Genomic DNA, 16,459 nt, shown 5'->3' with positions numbered 1-16,459 from the left:
TGTTACCCCAGCATCCGGTCGGCGATTGCGGCCTGGCGTGCCGCGATGCGGGCGGTCCAGTCCTCTGACGTGATCTTGTTCTGTTCGTGGAAAGGCAGTTTCGCGGCGACCTCGTCGATGCCGACCACCTCGACCGTCGGACCGTCGGCCGGGGTGAACTCCCGGGAGGTGCGCTGCCAGCGGAACTGCAGGATGCCGCGCGGGTGGCCGACCGTCTCGATCCAGTTGGCCACACCCGGGTTCCGCTCCGAGACGACCATGCGGATCATGCCGTCCGGGTCCGCCTGGGCCTGGGTGTTGTTCAATGACGTCTGGTGTCCGGTGTAGTCCAGGGAGATGTACCACATGCTGCCCAGCTGGAAACCCTGGTATGGCGCATCGGATTTCGGCACCGTGATGATCATTGCCTGGTCGTCGCCGAGTTCGTAGTGTCCGACGGAGGAGAACTGGGTCGCCAGGCCGCCCGGCGTGAGCCGCGGCTCGGTCATGGTGTTCACCGGAAGCTTCAGGTAGAACCACTCCGGGAACTGCAGCCAGGTCTTGACGCGGCTGACCAGGGCCTTGCCCGCGCGGGTGAACCGCTTGGCGGTTTCCTCCGGGGTCAAGGCGTCGCCGGGAACCCCCACCCGGTCCACCCGGTCGATCCGGACCGTCCCGCGCCGCTGGGACCAGTCGCTGTAGACCTCGCGGACCACCAGCTGTGACGCGCCCGGTGCCAGGGTGAAGTAGTTGCGGCGCCCGTTCGACGCGTCGGGCCCGAACCGCACCTCGAAGCTGCCGTCCGGCTCGATGTCGATGGCGCGGTCGTCGAAGGCCGCGTCGCTGCCGGGGACGTTGGAGTCGGTGTAGTTGCCGCTGAGCACCTGGAAGCTGAGGTCGGCCGTGGTGCCGCGCCGCCCGGTGACGACGTACTCGGCGTCGTCGTTGATGCGCGCGCCGAAGTACAGGGTGTCCGGGTTGTCGAGGCCCATCTTCGTGTACGGGCCGGTGCCCTGGATGAAGGTCGGGTGGGTCTTCTCGGTCGCCCACGCGGCGTGCACGGTGGCCAGGATGCCGCCCGCGAGGTACTGGTAGCCCTCGAGCCGGTCCTGCTCGGACCGGATGTGGGGGGCGGACTCGATCAGCTTCTCGGCCTCGGCGATGGCGTCGGCCAGGGGTTCTGTCAGCACACTGGTGTCCTCGCGTACTAGTGGTACACATATGTACCTAAGGGGTAGATCTACGATGATCCGACAATAGAACGCGTTCTAAGGAGTGGTCAATGGTCTCGGAGCCGGAAGCAGTCGCGGGCGCGGCCGCCGGACGTCGCTCCCCGCCGACGGAGCGGGTGATTCAGGTGCTGGACTACCTTGTCGCGCGTCCGGATCAGCGATTCGGGCTGTCCGAGCTGGCGCGGGCGCTGTCGATCAGCAAGCCGACCTGCCTGGGGATCCTGTCGGCGCTGGTCTCCGGGGGGTACCTCGCCCGCGATCCGGAGTCCAAGACCTACGGGCTCGGTCCCGCGCTGATCGCCGCCGGGCGGGCCGCGCAGCGGGGCTTCGCGGTCGGTCCGATCGCGCGCGGCCACCTGGACCGGCTCGCGGCCGAGTTCGGGTCCATCTGCACGGCGTCTGCGGTGGTGGGGGACCGGATCACGATCCTCGAGGTGGCCATGCCGCCCGGGCAATCGGGCGGTCGGACCGGGGCCAGGGTGGGGCAGGCGTACCCGTTCGCACCCCCCGTCGGGCTCATGTACGTGCTGTGGAGCGCCGACGAGGACCTCGAGGCGTGGCTGCGCCGCGAGCCGACGCTGCCGGTGGTGCTCGACCGCGACCTGCTGCGCGAGGTGGTCGAGGATTGCCGCGGGGCCGGGTATCTCGTGGAGAGGCTCACTCCGATGGGGCGCAGGCTCTTCTCGCTCATGCAGGGCGTCGCCGGGCGTGACCTGCCGTCGGAGATCCGCGAACTGCTCGGCGAGATGGTCTCGAGCCTGGGTGAGCGCGTGTACCTGGGGCGCGAGACGGCCGCCGACGCCGAGTATCCGGTGAGCCTGATCGCCGCGCCCACCTACGACGCCGACGGGCGTCAGGCGCTGGTCCTGACGCTGGACGTCGGCTCGTCGATCAGCGGCGCGGAGATCGTGCGACGGGGGACCGCCCTCGCGGCGGCGGCCGACGCGGTGACGGCCGAGGTCGGTGGGCGGTGGCCGGAGCGACGCGGGGATTCGAGTGTTCCGTTGGCAGGCAGGGGGATTGACCCAACCTAGAACGCGTTCTATTCTCGGCTCAGACTTCAGCTTTCGAACCATATCGGTACAAAAATGTACCGATGCTCGGACCCCGATACAGTCGAGGAGCCGCACATGCCAGCCCGTCACGCCCCACCCGCCTACGAGCTGTCCCACCTGGGCGCGCTCGAGGCCGAGGCGGTGCACATTTTCCGAGAGGTGGCCGCCACCTTCGAGCGTCCCGTCCTGCTGTTCTCCGGGGGCAAGGACTCGGTGGTGATGCTGCACGTCGCGGCCAAGGCGTTCTGGCCTGCGCCGCTGCCCTTCGCGGTGATGCACGTCGACACCGGCCACAACTTCGACGAGGTGATCGAGTTCCGGGACCGCGTGGCCCTGGAGTCCGGCCTCCGCCTCGTGGTCTCGAGCGTGCAGGACGACATCGACGCGGGCCGCGTCACCGAGGAGAGCGGCCCCAGGGCCAGCCGCAACCGGCTGCAGACGCACGCGCTGCTCCGCGGCATCCGCGACAACGAGTTCGACGCGGTCTTCGGCGGCGCCCGTCGCGACGAGGAGAAGGCCCGCGCCAAGGAACGGGTGTTCAGCTTCCGCGACGAGTTCGGGCAGTGGGACCCGCGCGCGCAACGACCGGAGCTGTGGAACCTCTACAACGGCAAACACCGCAAGGGCGAACACATTCGGGTGTTTCCGCTGTCGAACTGGACCGAACTCGACATCTGGCAGTACATCCTCGAGGAGGAGATCGAGCTGCCGGCCATCTACTACGCACACCGCAGGCAGGTCGTGCCGCGCGACGGAATGCTGCTCGCGCACACCAGATTCCTGACCCTGCTGCCAGGGGAGGAACCGTACGAGGAGCTGGTCCGGTTCCGGACCGTCGGCGACGCCACCTGCACCGGCTGCGTGGAGTCCTCGGCGACCACTGCGGCCGCCGTCGTCACCGAGGTGGCGGCCAGCCGCATCACCGAGCGCGGTGCCACCCGGGCCGACGACCGGATCTCCGAGGCCGGGATGGAAGACCGCAAGAAGGAGGGGTACTTCTGATGCCGCAGTCCCACCACGCGCTCCAGCTGCTTCGCGTCGCGACCGCGGGCAGCGTCGACGACGGGAAGTCGACGCTGATCGGGCGGCTGCTCTACGACTCCAAATCGATCTTCGAGGACCAGCTCGAGGCGGTCGAGCGCAGCAGCCGCGAACGCGGCGACGAGTACGCCAACCTCGCCCTGCTCACCGACGGACTGCGTGCCGAGCGGGAGCAGGGCATCACCATCGACGTGGCGCACCGGTACTTCGCCACCCCGCACCGCAAGTTCATCATCGCCGACACCCCCGGCCACGAGCAGTACACCCGGAACATGGTCACCGGGGCGTCCACCGCGGACCTCGCGCTGATCCTGGTCGACGCGCGTAAGGGCGTGCTCGAGCAGACCCGCAGGCACGCCTTCCTGTCCACGCTCCTCGGGATCCCGCACCTGGTGCTGTGTGTCAACAAGATGGACCTGGTGGACTGGTCGCAGGAGCGCTTCGAGAAGATCAAGGAGGAGTTCCGGCAGTTCGCGATCAAGCTCGACGTGCACGACCTGACCTTCATCCCGGTCTCCGCGCTCAAGGGCGACAACATCGTCACCCGCACCGAGAACATGCCCTGGTACGAGGGGTCGTCGCTGCTGCACCACCTCGAGGACGTGCACATCGCCTCGGACCGCAACCTCATCGACGCACGGTTCCCGGTGCAGTACGTGATCCGGCCGCAGCGTCAGACCGACGCGGAGCTGCACGATTTCCGCGGCTACGCGGGCACCGTCGCGAGCGGCGTGTTCAAGCCGGGTGACGAGGTCGTGGTGCTGCCCTCGGGCTTCACCTCGACGATCGAGTCGATCTTCGGTCCGGGCGGCACGATGATCGATGAGGCGTTCGCCCCGTCCGCGGTGACCATCTCGCTGACCGACAACCTCGACGTCAGCCGCGGTGACGTGCTCTGCAGGCCGAACAACCGCCCGCAGGTCGGTCAGGAGATCGACGCCATGGTCTGTTGGCTGACCGAACAATCCTCGCTCTCCGAGAACACGCGGTACACGCTGCTGCACACCACCAAGTCGACCAAGGCGCAGGTGGTCCGGCTCGACTACCGGCTCGACGTCAACACCCTGCATCGGGACGAGTCCGCGCAGTCTTTGTCGCTCAACGAGATCGGCCGCATCCAGCTCAAGACGCAGCAGCCGCTGCTGTTCGACCCGTACCGCCGCAGCCGGGTCACCGGCAGCTTCATCCTGGTCGACGAGTCGACCGGCAACACCGTCGCGGCCGGCATGATCACCGGGCCGACGCTCAAGGAATCGCGGGTCGTCTGGCACGCGGCGGCGGTCGCCCGCACCGAGCGGGCCACCCGGGGCGCGACGGTGTGGCTGACCGGGCTGTCCGCGTCCGGGAAGTCCACGGTCGCAGTCGAGCTCGAGCGCCGGCTGGTGGCCTCGGGGGTGCCGGCCTACCGGCTGGACGGGGACAACCTGCGGCACGGGCTCAACGCCGACCTCGGCTTCGGCGCGTCGGACCGGGCAGAGAACGTCCGACGGGTCGGCGAGGTCGCGCGGCTGCTGGCCGACGCGGGGATGGTCGCGGTCGCCTCGCTGATCAGTCCCTACCGGGAGGACCGGGACCGGGTGCGGGCCCAGCACGTCGCGGCGGGGCTGCCGTTCGTCGAGGTGTTCATCGACACCCCCGTCGAGGTGTGCGAGTCGCGCGACCCGAAGGGCATGTACGCCAGGGCGCGGGCGGGGGAGATCACCGGCTTCACCGGCGTCGACGATCCGTACGAGGCGCCGGGGAACGCCGAGTTGGTGCTGCGCCCCGAGGACGGCGATCCCGTCGCCCAGGCCGCCGCGATCATGGAGTATCTCAACCGATGACCACCGATGCCGCACTCGCGAGCGAACTCGCCTCCCGGGCGGGCGAACTCCTGCTCGAGCTCAGGAACCGCGAGCTGGGGGAGGCCCCGCTCGAGAAGGCGCAGGCGCGCGAACTCGGGCGCAGGGGCGACAAGGAGGCGAACACGCTGCTGCTGCGGCTGCTCGGTGAGCTGCGTCCGGGTGATGCGGTGCTCTCCGAGGAGTCCGCCGATGACCCTGCACGCCTGAGCAATCCGCGGGTGTGGATCATCGATCCGCTGGACGGCTCGCGCGAGTACGGGCTGCCCGGGCGACCGGACTGGGCGGTCCACGTCGCGCTGTGGGAACGCGGCGCGGGCATCACCGCGGCCGCCGTCGCCCAGCCGGCGCTGGGCGAGGTCTACGTGAGCGGATCGTCGCAAATGGCGGATCGGACCGGGCTGGCCCGCCCGCGGCCGGAGTCGGCGACGCGGCCGCGAATCCTGGTCAGCGACAGCCGCCCTCCCGAGTTCATCGGCGCGCTCGCCGAGCGGATCGGCGCCGACGTCGCGCCGATGGGGTCGGCCGGGGCCAAGGCGATGGCGGTGCTGCGCGGCGAGGCCGACGCCTACGTTCACGCCGGCGGCCAGTGGGAGTGGGACTCGGCGGCCCCGGTCGGGGTCGCCCTCGCGGCCGGCCTGCACTGCTCGCGGATCGACGGGACACCGCTGGCCTACAACGAGGCGCACCCCTACCTGCCGGATCTCGTCATCTGCCGACCGGAGCTGGCCCTGCCGCTGCTCGCCGGGATCGCGGAGCTGACCGGCGCGCCTGCGGAGAGCCCGCGCGTGGCGATGGTGCGGGAGTATCTGGACAGCCTGGTCAGCCACGACGCGAGCAAGGTCCGTCTGGCGCGGGACTGCTTCCGGGTCGAGAACGGCCAGCGCACAGGCGATTCGGGGCCGCTGATCATCGCGGAGCTCGAGCACGGCGATCAGTACAAGCCGATCACCGGGATTCGGGACCTCGAGTTCCGGGAGTGGGGGCCGAACGTGGTGGCCCGGTTCCTGCTCGACATGGGCGCCGGGGAGCACGTCATCACCGTCGCGATCACCGAACACTTCGCGGTGCCGGGCGGGGAGATCGAGTCGATCCTGGCGATCATCGAGCCGCACATGCCCGGGTGACGCGGCTCCGCCACCCGTGAGTGTGTCGTACCCCAGTAGGGGTGAGACGCGCGCACAGTGGCCTATCGTTCCGATTGTGGACCGGGCCCAGGTTCTGCCGCGACGGATGCGAAACCAGCACCTGTGGGGCGCGCCGCTGCGGACGGCCCCCGAGGTGCTCGGGGCGCTGGTAGCCGTGCAGGCACAGGAGTTCGCGTACGCGAAATGGGCGCTGGCGCAACGAACCCGAACCGTCGTCGAGGCGGACATCGCGGCCGCCTACGCGCAGGGGTCGATCCTGCGCACCCACCTGCTGCGACCGACCTGGCACTTCGTCACCCCGGAGGACGCGAGCTGGCTGCTGGATCTGACCGCGCCGCGGGTGCATGCGGTCAACGGCTACTACCTGCGCAAGCTGGAACTGGACGACGCCACCCTCGCGAAGACCGGGGAGCTGATCGCGGCGGCGGTGGACGGCGGAAACCACCTGACGCGCAGGCAGATCGGTGCGATGCTGCACGCCGCCGGGGTCGAGGCGGACGGCCTGCGGCTCGGTTACATCCTCATGTGCGCGGAGCTGGACCGGGTGGTGATCAGCGGTGTGCCGAAGGGCAGGCAGCACACCTACGCGGCGTTCGGTGAGCGGGTGCAGGCGAGCGATCCGCTCGGACGGGACGCGGCCCTCGCGCAGCTGGCCCGGCGATATCTCGCCAGCAGGGGACCGGCGACGGTCCGCGATCTCGCCCGGTGGTCGGGCCTGACGGTCGCCGACTGCCGGTCCGGTATCGACGCGGTCGCGGACGAGTTCCGGGTGGACGAGGTCGAGGGGCTCGCGCTCTGGTATCCGCCCAGGAAGGACACCCCGCCGCGGCCGCCCGTCGTGGACCTGGTCCAGGGGTACGACGAGTGCATCATGTCGTACACCGAAACGAAGGGCTACCTGGTCGAACCCGATCTGGCCGAGCGCGGTGAGCCGAGATACATGCACGCGGTCCTCGTCGACGGGCGGGTGGTGGGGCGCTGGAAGCACACACTGTCCGCCCGGTCCGCGACCATCGACATGGAGCTGGGCAGGGCGTTGACGGCGCGCGAGACGGCGGCGCTGGACGCGGAGCTGCGGCGGTACGGGGAGTTCCTGGAGTTGCGGATCGAGCGACCGTGAGTGAGTTGTACCCCCAACCGGGGTGAAACACGCGCACCGGCGGCGGAGCCGCGTGAGAAGGTGTCGGCACCCGTAAATCACAACCGAAGGAGAACCATGAATCCGGAGTCCATCGTCACCGAGTTCTGCGCGCGCTGGGCACAGGGCGATCCCGATGCGATCGTGGAGTACTTCGCGGAAGACGCCGTCTACCACAACATTCCGATGGAACCGGTCGTCGGGAAGGCCGCGATCAAGGATTTCATCACGGGATTCGTCGGATCGTTCGGAGGGATCGTGTTCAACGTGCACCACCAGGTGGCCAACGGCGCGGTGGTGATGAACGAGCGCACCGACGTGTTCGCCATCAACGGCAAGCAGATCGACCTGCCGGTGGTCGGTGTCTTCGAGATCGCGCCGGACGGCAAGATCGCGGCGTGGCGGGACTACTTCGACATGGCTCCGCTGACCGCGCTCGCAGGCTAGCGGACCGCATTTCTCTCACACTCTGCGCGAGCAATGGCGGTTTCCGCGCATTCGCGCCGCAGAGTGTGAGAGAAATCCGCTGAGAATTGCACCAATCCATCAGTGTTTCGAAGTGATGGTGGTGCCCCCGGCAGGATTCGAACCTGCGGCCTTTCGCTCCGGAGGCGAACGCTCTATCCCCTGAGCTACGGGGGCGCACCGGGAAAGATCCGGTGTGCCATTGGGCGGGCTTAGCGTAGCGCATGGAGCGCGGGAATCCATAAACGGCCTGACATCACACCCCGGAGCGCTGGTGCGGAGTCGGGGTGTCGCCCCAATGTCACACTGGTTCAGTCGGATTGAACGGGTAGCGTGACCGCGATGAAACTCCGGATCACCGCAGCCATCGTCGTGGGATTGCTGGCGCTCTTGCTGGTCAACGCGTTCCTGGTATCACGCGACACCCGGAACGCTGAGTCGTTCGCGGCTGGCCGGGTGATCGAGCTCGACGGTCCGGACCTGAACGTGCGCGAGTACGGGCCTCCCGGCGACAGGGCGATCGTCCTGCTGCACGGCTACTCCGCCTCGATCGAGTGGTGGGAGCAGGTCGCGCAGCCTCTCGCCTCGACCGGTCACCGTGTGGTCGCGATCGACCTGGTCGGGCACGGCGGCTCCGACGCCCCGGGCGACGATGACGACTACGGCGCCGCAGGCCAGGCGCAGGCCGTCACGCGGGCGCTGGAGGCCCTGGGTGTGCGCCGTGCGGTGCTGGTCGGGCATTCGATGGGTGGCCACGTTGCGACGGCGATCGCAGAGCGCGAGCCGCACCTCGTGGAGCGCGTCGCGGTGGTCGACACGTACGGGGACAAGGATCTCCTCGACCGGCCGGCGTTGGCACAGGTCGGCTGCTGGCCGATCATCGGCGCCGTTCTCGACCGGTTTCGCGGCGTCGATGCCATGACCGACAGCTCGCTGCAGACAGGATTCGACGCCGGTTTCACCGTGCCGGACCTCGCGCACCGGTCGCTCGAGCAGCTCACCCACCGGGGTGTGTGCAAGTCCAGTGCAGGCGACGATCTCAACGACGAGCGCGCCGCGGCCGACCGGCTTGCCGACCTCGGCAAGCCGGTCCTCGTCGTGTGGGGTGCGACCGACGTCCTGACGCCGACCGAGGTGAACGTCGCACGCTACGGCAGCGCGGGGCTGCCGCCCGTGGTGATCGAGAACTCCGGACACAGCCCGATGATCGAACAGCCCGAGGAGTTCGTCGCCGCGTTGACGCCGTTCGTGGCGCCGGGGGGCGCCAGGTAGGCGGCGCCCCCCGGGCTGCCCTAGTTCATCGGCAGGGGCGCCGCGCCCTTCTCCCTGAGCATGCCGGTGATCCGGTCCGCCTCGCTCTGCTGGGTGTCGACCATGGTCTGGGCCAGCATCTGGACGGTCGGAACCTCCGCGTGCTGTGCCCCGTACTCCATCATCGGCAGTCCGCCCTGGTGATGACGCAGCATCAGCTGCAGGTAGAGCACGTCGGCGGCCGGACCGCGGGCCTGCCGCAGCGCGGACATGTCCTCGGAGCTGGCCATGCCGGGCATCGGGCCCGTCGACGCGGGCTCCCCGGCGGCGGACGTCATGGCGCCCATGTCGTGGCCGTCGGCTCCGTGTCCGTCGGCCCCGTGACCGTCGCCGTCCGAGCTCATCCACGTCATGTAGTCGCCGGTCGGGAGCAGCGGCTGATCCCACAGCGAGAGCCAGCCGGTCATCTGGCCGATCTGGTTCTGCTGGGTGGTCAGGATGTCGTACGCGAGGTCGCGGACCATCGGGTCGGTGGCATTGGCGATCGCGATCGCCGACATCTCCACCGCCTGGTTGTGGTGCACGCCCATGTCCTGCGCGAACCCGACGTCCACCGATCCGGCGCCCGGATTGTCGGCGCCGCCGTCACGCAGCGGCAGGGTCGCCAGGAATCCGATCGCGAACCCGATCGCGACGGCGGCGATCAGGCCGAGCACGGCGAGCGCGGTGCGTTGACTGCGCTTGCCGGTGCCCGGCGCCTGATCGGCCTCCACGCGATCGGGCCCTACGTGATCGGCCATCTCAGCCGGCCGGCGCGGGGGCGGGTGCCGGTGCGGCGGGCGCGGCAGGCGGGACCTGGAGGTCGGTCGGCAGGCCGCCGGGCAGACCGCCGGTGCCCAGCTCGCCCTGGTCGGGGGTCAGGCCCGCGCCGTCCATCGGCACCGCGTCGGGGCCCGGCGCCGAGCCGTCGAACGCGGGCGGGTTGTCCGGGTCGAACGCGCCCGGGATGGTCGAGCAGCTGGCGCCCACCTCGGGGTAGACCCCGAAGTTGTTCAGCCGCAGGGCGGCGATGAACTGATTGATCCGCGGGTCGTTCGCGTCGTCGAGCTTCAGCTGGTGGCCCCAGCTCTGCAGGGCGATCGGGGAGTCCAGTCCCGGGTACGGCGACATCAGCATGTAGGACTTGCCGTCCACCCGATCGACGAGCGCGTCCCGCTGCTCGTCGGAGATCTTGTCGGGGTTGTAGGTGATCCACACGGCGCCGTGCTCGAGCGAGTGCACGGCGTTCTCGGTGCGGATCGCGTTCGGGTACACGATGCCGGTGCAGGTGGCCCACGTCGCGTCGTGGGGGCCACCGAACGGCGGGTTCTGGTCGTAGGCCACCCGCTGCGTCGCGCTCACGTGCAGCGCGGCCGGGTAGTCGTTCTTCACGACGCCCTCGATCCCGGTCGAGGGATCCTTGTTCTCGGCGCTCGGCGCGAACTTGTCGGCCTCGGCCTTGTCCTGGTACTTCGGGAACAGGTTCACCGCGAGCACGGCGATCAGGGCCAGGACGGCCACCACCGCACCGATGGTCATCCACGGGATGTGGCGTTGCTTGGGGAGCCCGGCCTTGGGCTTGGCGCCGCCGGCACTCTTGTTGGCGGCTTTGATGGCCTTGGCTGACTTGGCGCCGGAGTTCTTGGCGCCGCGATTTTCCGAACCGCTTGGCATCGGTGAGTGCTCTTTCGGTGGTGGGACAGTCAGGGACGGCGGAGGTGGGCCCCGCCGGGGTCACTCTACGTTCAGTGCCTGAGCGCAGGCTTTGAACGGCCAGACCATAGGATAGATACCTGTGACTCCTGCCGACCTTGCCGAACTGCTCCGAGGGACCGCCGCGAAGGTCCTCGCCGAGCGTGGGCTCGACACGAGCGTCCTCCCGGCGACGCTCGCCGTCGAACGCCCACGCAACCCCGAGCACGGGGACTACGCCAGCAACGTGGCCATGCAGGTCGGCAAGAAGGCGGGCGCCAATCCGCGTGAGCTGGCGACCTGGCTGGCGGAGGCGCTGACGGCGACCGACGGCATCGAGACCGTCGAGGTGGCCGGTCCCGGCTTCCTCAACATCCGACTGGCCGCGGCCGCTCAGGGTGTCATCGTCGCGAACGCCATCGCCGCAGGTGACGGCTTCGGCTCGTCCCAGGCGCTGGCGGGCAGGCGGGTCAACCTCGAGTTTGTCTCGGCGAACCCGACCGGGCCGATCCACCTCGGCGGGACCAGGTGGGCGGCGGTCGGTGACGCGCTCGGACGGATCCTGGCGGCCCAGGGCGCCGACGTCACCCGCGAGTACTACTTCAACGACCACGGCGCCCAGATCGACCGTTTCGCTCGTTCGCTGATCGCCGCGGCGAGCGGCGAGCCCGCGCCCGAGGACGGCTACGCGGGGGCCTACATCTCCGACATCGCCGCCGAGGTGCTGCGTCAGCGGCCGGACGCGCTGAGCCTGTCCGATGGCGATCGCCAGGAGGCCTTCCGCGCCGTCGGGGTGGCGCTGATGTTCGACCACATCAAGAAGACCCTGCACGAGTTCGGCACCGACTTCGACGTGTACTTCCACGAGAACTCGCTGTTCGAGTCCGGTGCGGTCGAGTCGGCCGTCGCGACCCTCAAGACCTCCGGAAACCTCTACGAGGAGGACGGCGCCTGGTGGCTCAAGAGCACCGACTTCGGTGACGACAAGGATCGCGTCGTCATCAAGTCCGACGGCAACGCCGCCTACATCGCCGGCGACATCGCCTACTTCCAGGACAAGCGTTCGCGCGGCTTCGACCTGTGCATCTACATGCTCGGCGCCGACCACCACGGTTACATCGGCCGGCTCAAGGCCGCGGCCGCCGCGTTCGGCGACGACCCGGACACCGTCGAGGTGCTGATCGGGCAGATGGTGAACCTGGTCCGCGACGGCGTCGCGGTGAAGATGAGCAAGCGCGCGGGCACCGTCATCACCCTCGACGACCTGGTCGAGGCGATCGGCGTCGACGCGGCCCGGTACGCGATGATCCGGTCGTCCGTCGACTCGAGCCTGGACATCGACCTCGAGCTGTGGGCGAGTACCACCAGCGAGAACCCCGTCTACTACGTGCAGTACGCGCACGCCCGCCTCGCCTCGCTCGGCCGGAACGCGTCCGAGCTGGGCATCTCCACCGAGAACCCGAAGCTGGAGCTGCTCACCCACGACAGGGAGGGCGACCTGATCCGGACCATCGGCGACTACCCGAAGGTGGTGGCGGCCGCCGCCGAGCTGCGCGAACCGCACCGGATCGCCCGGTACATGGAGGAGCTGGCCGGCACCTACCACCGGTTCTACACCGACTGCCGGGTGCTGCCGCAGGGCGACGAGCCCGCGGGTGACCTGCACACGGCCAGGCTGGCCCTGTGCGCGGCGACCCGCCAGGTGCTCGCCAACGGACTGGCCGTGCTCGGCGTCAGCGCACCGGAGCGGATGTGAGCGCGCATCCGGCGGGGCCCAAGCACGCCGAGATCCCGCACGCGCCCGGACTGCCGCCGCGACCGGAGTCCCCGGCGGAGCTGACCGAGCTGCCCGCCGCCGTCTGGCCCCGTAACGCCGCCCGCGGCGAGGACGGCGTGGTCCGGCTGGCCGGGGTGCCCGTCACGGAGTTGGCCGAGCAGTACGGCACCCCGCTGTTCGTCGTCGACGAGGACGACTTCCGGTCCCGGTGCCGCGACATGGCCCGTGCCTTCGGCTCACCCGAGCGGGTGCATTACGCGTCCAAGGCGTTCCTGTCCGCCGAGATCGCCCGGTGGGTCGCCGACGAGGGCCTGTCGATGGACGTCGCGTCCGGCGGCGAGCTGGCCGTCGCGCTGCACGGTGGGTTCCCGGCCGAGCGGATCACGATGCACGGCAACAACAAATCCGTTGCCGAACTGCGGGCCGCGGTGTCCGCCGGTGTCGGACACGTCGTCCTGGACTCGACGGCGGAGATCGACCGTCTCGACGCCGTGGCCGCCGAAGCCGGTGTCGTGCAGGAGGTGCTGATCCGCGTCACGGTCGGCGTCGAGGCACACACCCACGAGTTCATCGCCACCGCTCACGAGGACCAGAAGTTCGGCTTCTCGCTCTCCGGGGGCGACGCGCTCGACGCGGTCCGCCGGGTGTTCGAGGCAGACAACCTCAGGCTGGTCGGCCTGCACAGCCACATCGGGTCGCAGATCTTCGACGTCGACGGTTTCGAGCTCGCTGCGCACCGGGTGATCGGTCTGCTGCGGGCGATCGTCGACGGATTCGGTGTCGAGAAGACCTCTCAGGTCTCGATCATCGACCTCGGTGGCGGACTGGGGATCTCGTACCTCGCGAGCGACGACCCGCCGCCGGTGGACGAGCTCGCCGCGAAGCTTGCGAACATCGTCGCCACCGAGTCGGCCGCGGCAGGCCTTCCCGTGCCGACCCTGATGGTGGAACCGGGCCGCGCCATCGCCGGACCGGGAACCGTGACGCTCTACGAGGTCGGCACGATCAAGGATGTGCGCCTGGACGGCAAGGCAACCCGGCGATACATCAGCGTGGACGGCGGGATGAGCGATAACATCCGCACGTCGCTGTACCAGGCCGAGTACGACTCGCGTCTGGTGTCGCGCGACAGCGTGGCCGACCCGGTGGTTGCCCGCGTGGTGGGAAAGCACTGCGAGAGCGGCGACATCGTCATCCGGGATGCCTGGATGCCCGATGACGTCGACGCGGGCGACCTGCTCGCGGTGGCCGCCACCGGCGCATACTGCTATTCGATGTCCAGCCGCTACAACCTGCTCACCCGGCCCGCCGTGGTCGCGGTGCGAGACGGTCGATCCCGACTGATCTTGCGCAGGGAAACAGTGGAAGATCTGCTCAGCTTGGAGGTACAGCAACATGACTGAACCGAGTGGCAACGCCGCGATCGGTGTGGCGGTCCTCGGCCTCGGCAACGTGGGCAGCGAGGTCGTGCGCATTCTGCGCGAGCACGCCCGCGAACTCGAAGCGCGAGTCGGTGCGCCGGTGGTGCTGCGCGGTATCGCGGTGCGCCGTATCGAAGGCGACCGCGGCGTGCCAGCCGAGTTGCTGACGACCGACGCGGATTCTCTGGTCGCGCGCGCGGATGTGGACATCGTCGTCGAGGTGATCGGCGGCATCGAGGTGCCCCGCAAGCTCATCCTCGCCGCGCTCGGCTCCGGCAAGTCGGTGGTCACCGCGAACAAGGCGCTGCTGGCCGATTACACCGGTGAGCTCGCCGAGGCGGCCGAGAACAAGCAGGTCGACCTGTACTTCGAGGCGGCGGTCGCGGGTGCGATCCCGGTGATCCGTCCGCTCACCCAGTCGCTCGCGGGCGACCGGGTCAACAAGGTCGCCGGAATCGTCAACGGCACCACCAACTTCATTCTCTCCGCGATGGACGAGACCGGCGCGGACTACGCCGACACGCTCGCCGAGGCGGGCAGGCTCGGCTACGCCGAGGCCGATCCGACCGCGGACGTGGAGGGCTACGACGCCGCCGCGAAGGCCGCGATCCTGGCGTCGATCGCATTCCACACCCGCGTCACCGCCGCCGACGTGTACCGCGAGGGCATCTCGAAGATCAGCTCGGCGGACCTCGAGGCGGCCAAGTCGCTGAACTGCACGATCAAGCTGCTCTCGATCTGTGAGCGGATCAACGGCGCCGACGGATCGGAGCGGATCTCCGCCCGGGTGTACCCGGCGCTGGTGCCGCTCGATCACCCGCTCGCGTCGGTGAACGGCGCCTTCAACGCGGTCGTGGTCGAGGCCGAGGCCGCGGGCAGGCTGATGTTCTACGGGCAGGGTGCGGGCGGATCGCCGACCGCGTCGGCCGTGATGGGCGACCTGGTGATGGCGGCCAGGAACCGGGTGCACGGCGGCCGTGGCCCCCGGGAGTCGAAGTACGCCGACCTCAAGATCGCCCCGATCGGCGAGATCCCCACCCGTTACTACGTCAACATGCAGGTCGCGGACCGTGCAGGCGTGCTGTCCGCGGTCGCGGCGGAGTTCGCCAAGCACGACGTCAGCATCTCGACGGTCCGGCAGGAGGGCATGGGCAGCGGTGCCGGGCTGATCGTGGTCACCCATCGGGCGACCGATGCGGCACTGTCCGAAACCGTTGCGGCCCTCGGCAAACTCGAGTTCGTGACCGCGGTCACCAGCGTTCTCCGATTGGAAGGTTCCAGTGAATAGCCCCCGCCTGCACACCCCCGTTCACACGCCCTGGCCGGGGCTGATCGAGGCGTATCGCGATCGACTCGCCATCGGGCCGAACTGGAAGACGATCACGCTGCGCGAGGGTGGCACCCCGCTGCTGCCCGCGGCCTACCTGTCCGAGATCACCGGCTGCGAGGTCCACCTCAAGGTCGAGGGCCTCAACCCGACCGGGTCGTTCAAGGACCGCGGTATGACGATGGCCGTCACCGACGCGCTCGCCCGCGGTCAGAAGGCCGTGCTGTGCGCCTCGACGGGCAACACCTCGGCCTCGGCCGCGGCCTACGCCGCCGTCGCGGGCATGACCTGCGCGGTGCTGGTGCCGCAGGGCAAGATCGCGATGGGCAAGCTGGCCCAGGCGGTCATGCACGGCGCCAAGATCATCCAGGTCGAGGGCAACTTCGACGACTGCCTCGAGCTGGCCCGCAAGACCACGGCGGAGTTCCCGACGATCGGCCTGGTCAACTCGGTGAACCCGGTGCGCATCGAGGGCCAGAAGACCGCGGCGTTCGAGATCTGCGACGCGCTGGGCAAGGCCCCCGACGTGCACGCCCTCCCGGTCGGCAACGCGGGCAACATCACCGCGTACTGGCGCGGGTACTCGGAGTACTTCGCGGACGGGATCACCACGGTCCGTCCCCGGATGCTCGGCGTGCAGGCCGCGGGAGCGGCGCCGCTGGTGCACGGTGCCCCGGTCAAGGACCCCGAGACCATCGCCACCGCCATCCGCATCGGTTCGCCCGCGTCCTGGGACGGGGCGGTCGCAGCCAAGGAGGAGTCGAACGGTGCGTTCCGCGCCGCGACCGACGAGGAGATCCTCGAGGCGTACCGGCTGATCGCCCGCACCGAGGGCGTGTTCGTCGAACCGGCGTCCGCCGCATCCGTGGCGGGACTGCTCGCCGCGCGCAAGGAGGGCTGGCTGGATTCCGGGCTCACCGTCGTGTGCACGGTGACCGGTAACGGGCTCAAGGACCCCGACACGGCGCTCGCGGGAATGCCTGCTGTGCAGCCGATTCCGGTCGATCCGGTGGCCGTGGCCGCAGCGCTCGAGCTCGTCTAGTGGCCGAACCG

General features: G+C 69.5%; 14 protein-coding genes and 1 tRNA gene. 11 read left to right on the top strand and 4 right to left on the bottom strand.

The annotated features are described in order from the left end of the window. Positions 1 to 2: 2 nt before the first annotated feature. Entirely contained in the window at positions 3 to 1,169 is a 1,167-nt protein-coding gene (locus tag ACFXMV_RS15375) for a hypothetical protein (protein WP_378498848.1), read from the bottom strand. A 92-nt stretch (positions 1,170 to 1,261) separates the two neighbouring features. Between ACFXMV_RS15375 and ACFXMV_RS15370 the strand changes: the two genes are divergently transcribed. The 6 genes from ACFXMV_RS15370 to ACFXMV_RS15345 all read left to right on the top strand — a co-directional run bounded on the left by ACFXMV_RS15370 (position 1,262) and on the right by ACFXMV_RS15345 (position 7,881). Continuing rightward, complete coding sequence (locus ACFXMV_RS15370) at positions 1,262 to 2,245, top strand: IclR family transcriptional regulator (RefSeq protein ID WP_378498849.1); 984 nt, start codon at positions 1,262 to 1,264, stop codon at positions 2,243 to 2,245. Positions 2,246 to 2,341: 96 nt separating this feature from the next. Beyond that, the gene (cysD, locus tag ACFXMV_RS15365; protein ID WP_378498850.1) at positions 2,342 to 3,268 is read left to right on the top strand and encodes a sulfate adenylyltransferase subunit CysD; all 927 of its coding nucleotides are present in this window, start codon (positions 2,342 to 2,344) and stop codon (positions 3,266 to 3,268) included. Then, positions 3,268 to 5,130 (top strand): sulfate adenylyltransferase subunit CysN, encoded by a 1,863-nt coding sequence (cysN, locus tag ACFXMV_RS15360; RefSeq protein WP_378503074.1) that lies wholly within the window; start codon positions 3,268 to 3,270, stop codon positions 5,128 to 5,130. Before cysD ends, cysN begins: the two co-directional genes overlap by 1 nt. Then, positions 5,127 to 6,275: a 3'(2'),5'-bisphosphate nucleotidase CysQ gene (locus tag ACFXMV_RS15355; protein WP_378498852.1), complete on the top strand. Its 1,149-nt coding sequence runs from the start codon at positions 5,127 to 5,129 to the stop codon at positions 6,273 to 6,275. The genes cysN and ACFXMV_RS15355 overlap by 4 nt, the downstream gene beginning before the upstream one ends. 76 nt (positions 6,276 to 6,351) lie before the next feature. Further along, positions 6,352 to 7,416, top strand: a complete 1,065-nt coding sequence (locus ACFXMV_RS15350) for a winged helix DNA-binding domain-containing protein (RefSeq protein WP_378498853.1) — start codon at positions 6,352 to 6,354, stop codon at positions 7,414 to 7,416. Positions 7,417 to 7,512: 96 nt separating this feature from the next. Further along, positions 7,513 to 7,881, top strand: coding sequence for a nuclear transport factor 2 family protein (locus ACFXMV_RS15345; protein WP_378498854.1), 369 nt, complete (start codon positions 7,513 to 7,515; stop codon positions 7,879 to 7,881). A 119-nt stretch (positions 7,882 to 8,000) separates the two neighbouring features. On the opposite strand, the gene ACFXMV_RS15340 is transcribed toward ACFXMV_RS15345, so the two are convergent. Next, a tRNA-Arg gene (locus ACFXMV_RS15340) sits at positions 8,001 to 8,076 on the bottom strand. 165 nt (positions 8,077 to 8,241) lie between these two features. On the opposite strand from ACFXMV_RS15340, the gene ACFXMV_RS15335 reads away from it, so the two are divergent. Beyond that, complete coding sequence (locus ACFXMV_RS15335) at positions 8,242 to 9,171, top strand: alpha/beta fold hydrolase (RefSeq protein WP_378503075.1); 930 nt, start codon at positions 8,242 to 8,244, stop codon at positions 9,169 to 9,171. A gap of 20 nt (positions 9,172 to 9,191) precedes the next feature. Here ACFXMV_RS15335 and ACFXMV_RS15330 read toward each other — a convergent pair whose 3' ends face one another. Both ACFXMV_RS15330 and ACFXMV_RS15325 read right to left on the bottom strand, forming a co-directional pair. After that, complete coding sequence (locus ACFXMV_RS15330) at positions 9,192 to 9,950, bottom strand: DUF305 domain-containing protein (protein ID WP_378503076.1); 759 nt, start codon at positions 9,948 to 9,950, stop codon at positions 9,192 to 9,194. Between the two features lies 1 nt (position 9,951). Beyond that, a complete protein-coding gene (locus ACFXMV_RS15325; protein ID WP_378503077.1) occupies positions 9,952 to 10,863 on the bottom strand; it encodes a DUF3105 domain-containing protein in 912 nt (303 codons plus the stop codon). Between the two features lie 121 nt (positions 10,864 to 10,984). Between ACFXMV_RS15325 and argS the strand changes: the two genes are divergently transcribed. From argS to thrC, 4 genes are read left to right on the top strand one after another with little or no spacing between them, the layout of a single operon-like run. Beyond that, positions 10,985 to 12,637, top strand: a complete 1,653-nt coding sequence (gene argS / locus ACFXMV_RS15320; protein ID WP_378503078.1) for an arginine--tRNA ligase — start codon at positions 10,985 to 10,987, stop codon at positions 12,635 to 12,637. Continuing rightward, a complete protein-coding gene (gene lysA, locus ACFXMV_RS15315; RefSeq protein ID WP_378500174.1) occupies positions 12,634 to 14,061 on the top strand; it encodes a diaminopimelate decarboxylase in 1,428 nt (475 codons plus the stop codon). The genes argS and lysA overlap by 4 nt, the downstream gene beginning before the upstream one ends. Further along, positions 14,054 to 15,367, top strand: a complete 1,314-nt coding sequence (locus ACFXMV_RS15310) for a homoserine dehydrogenase (protein WP_378500175.1) — start codon at positions 14,054 to 14,056, stop codon at positions 15,365 to 15,367. The genes lysA and ACFXMV_RS15310 overlap by 8 nt, the downstream gene beginning before the upstream one ends. Then, positions 15,360 to 16,448, top strand: coding sequence for a threonine synthase (gene thrC, locus ACFXMV_RS15305; protein ID WP_378500176.1), 1,089 nt, complete (start codon positions 15,360 to 15,362; stop codon positions 16,446 to 16,448). Before ACFXMV_RS15310 ends, thrC begins: the two co-directional genes overlap by 8 nt. The last annotated feature ends 11 nt before the right edge of the window (positions 16,449 to 16,459 follow it).

The organism is Rhodococcus sp. NPDC059179, from assembly GCF_042754885.1.
Taxonomy (GTDB): Bacteria; Actinomycetota; Actinomycetes; order Mycobacteriales; family Mycobacteriaceae; genus Rhodococcus_G.
The sequence above is the reverse complement of the archived record's forward strand: the minus strand, read 5'-3'. Positions and strand labels throughout refer to the sequence as shown.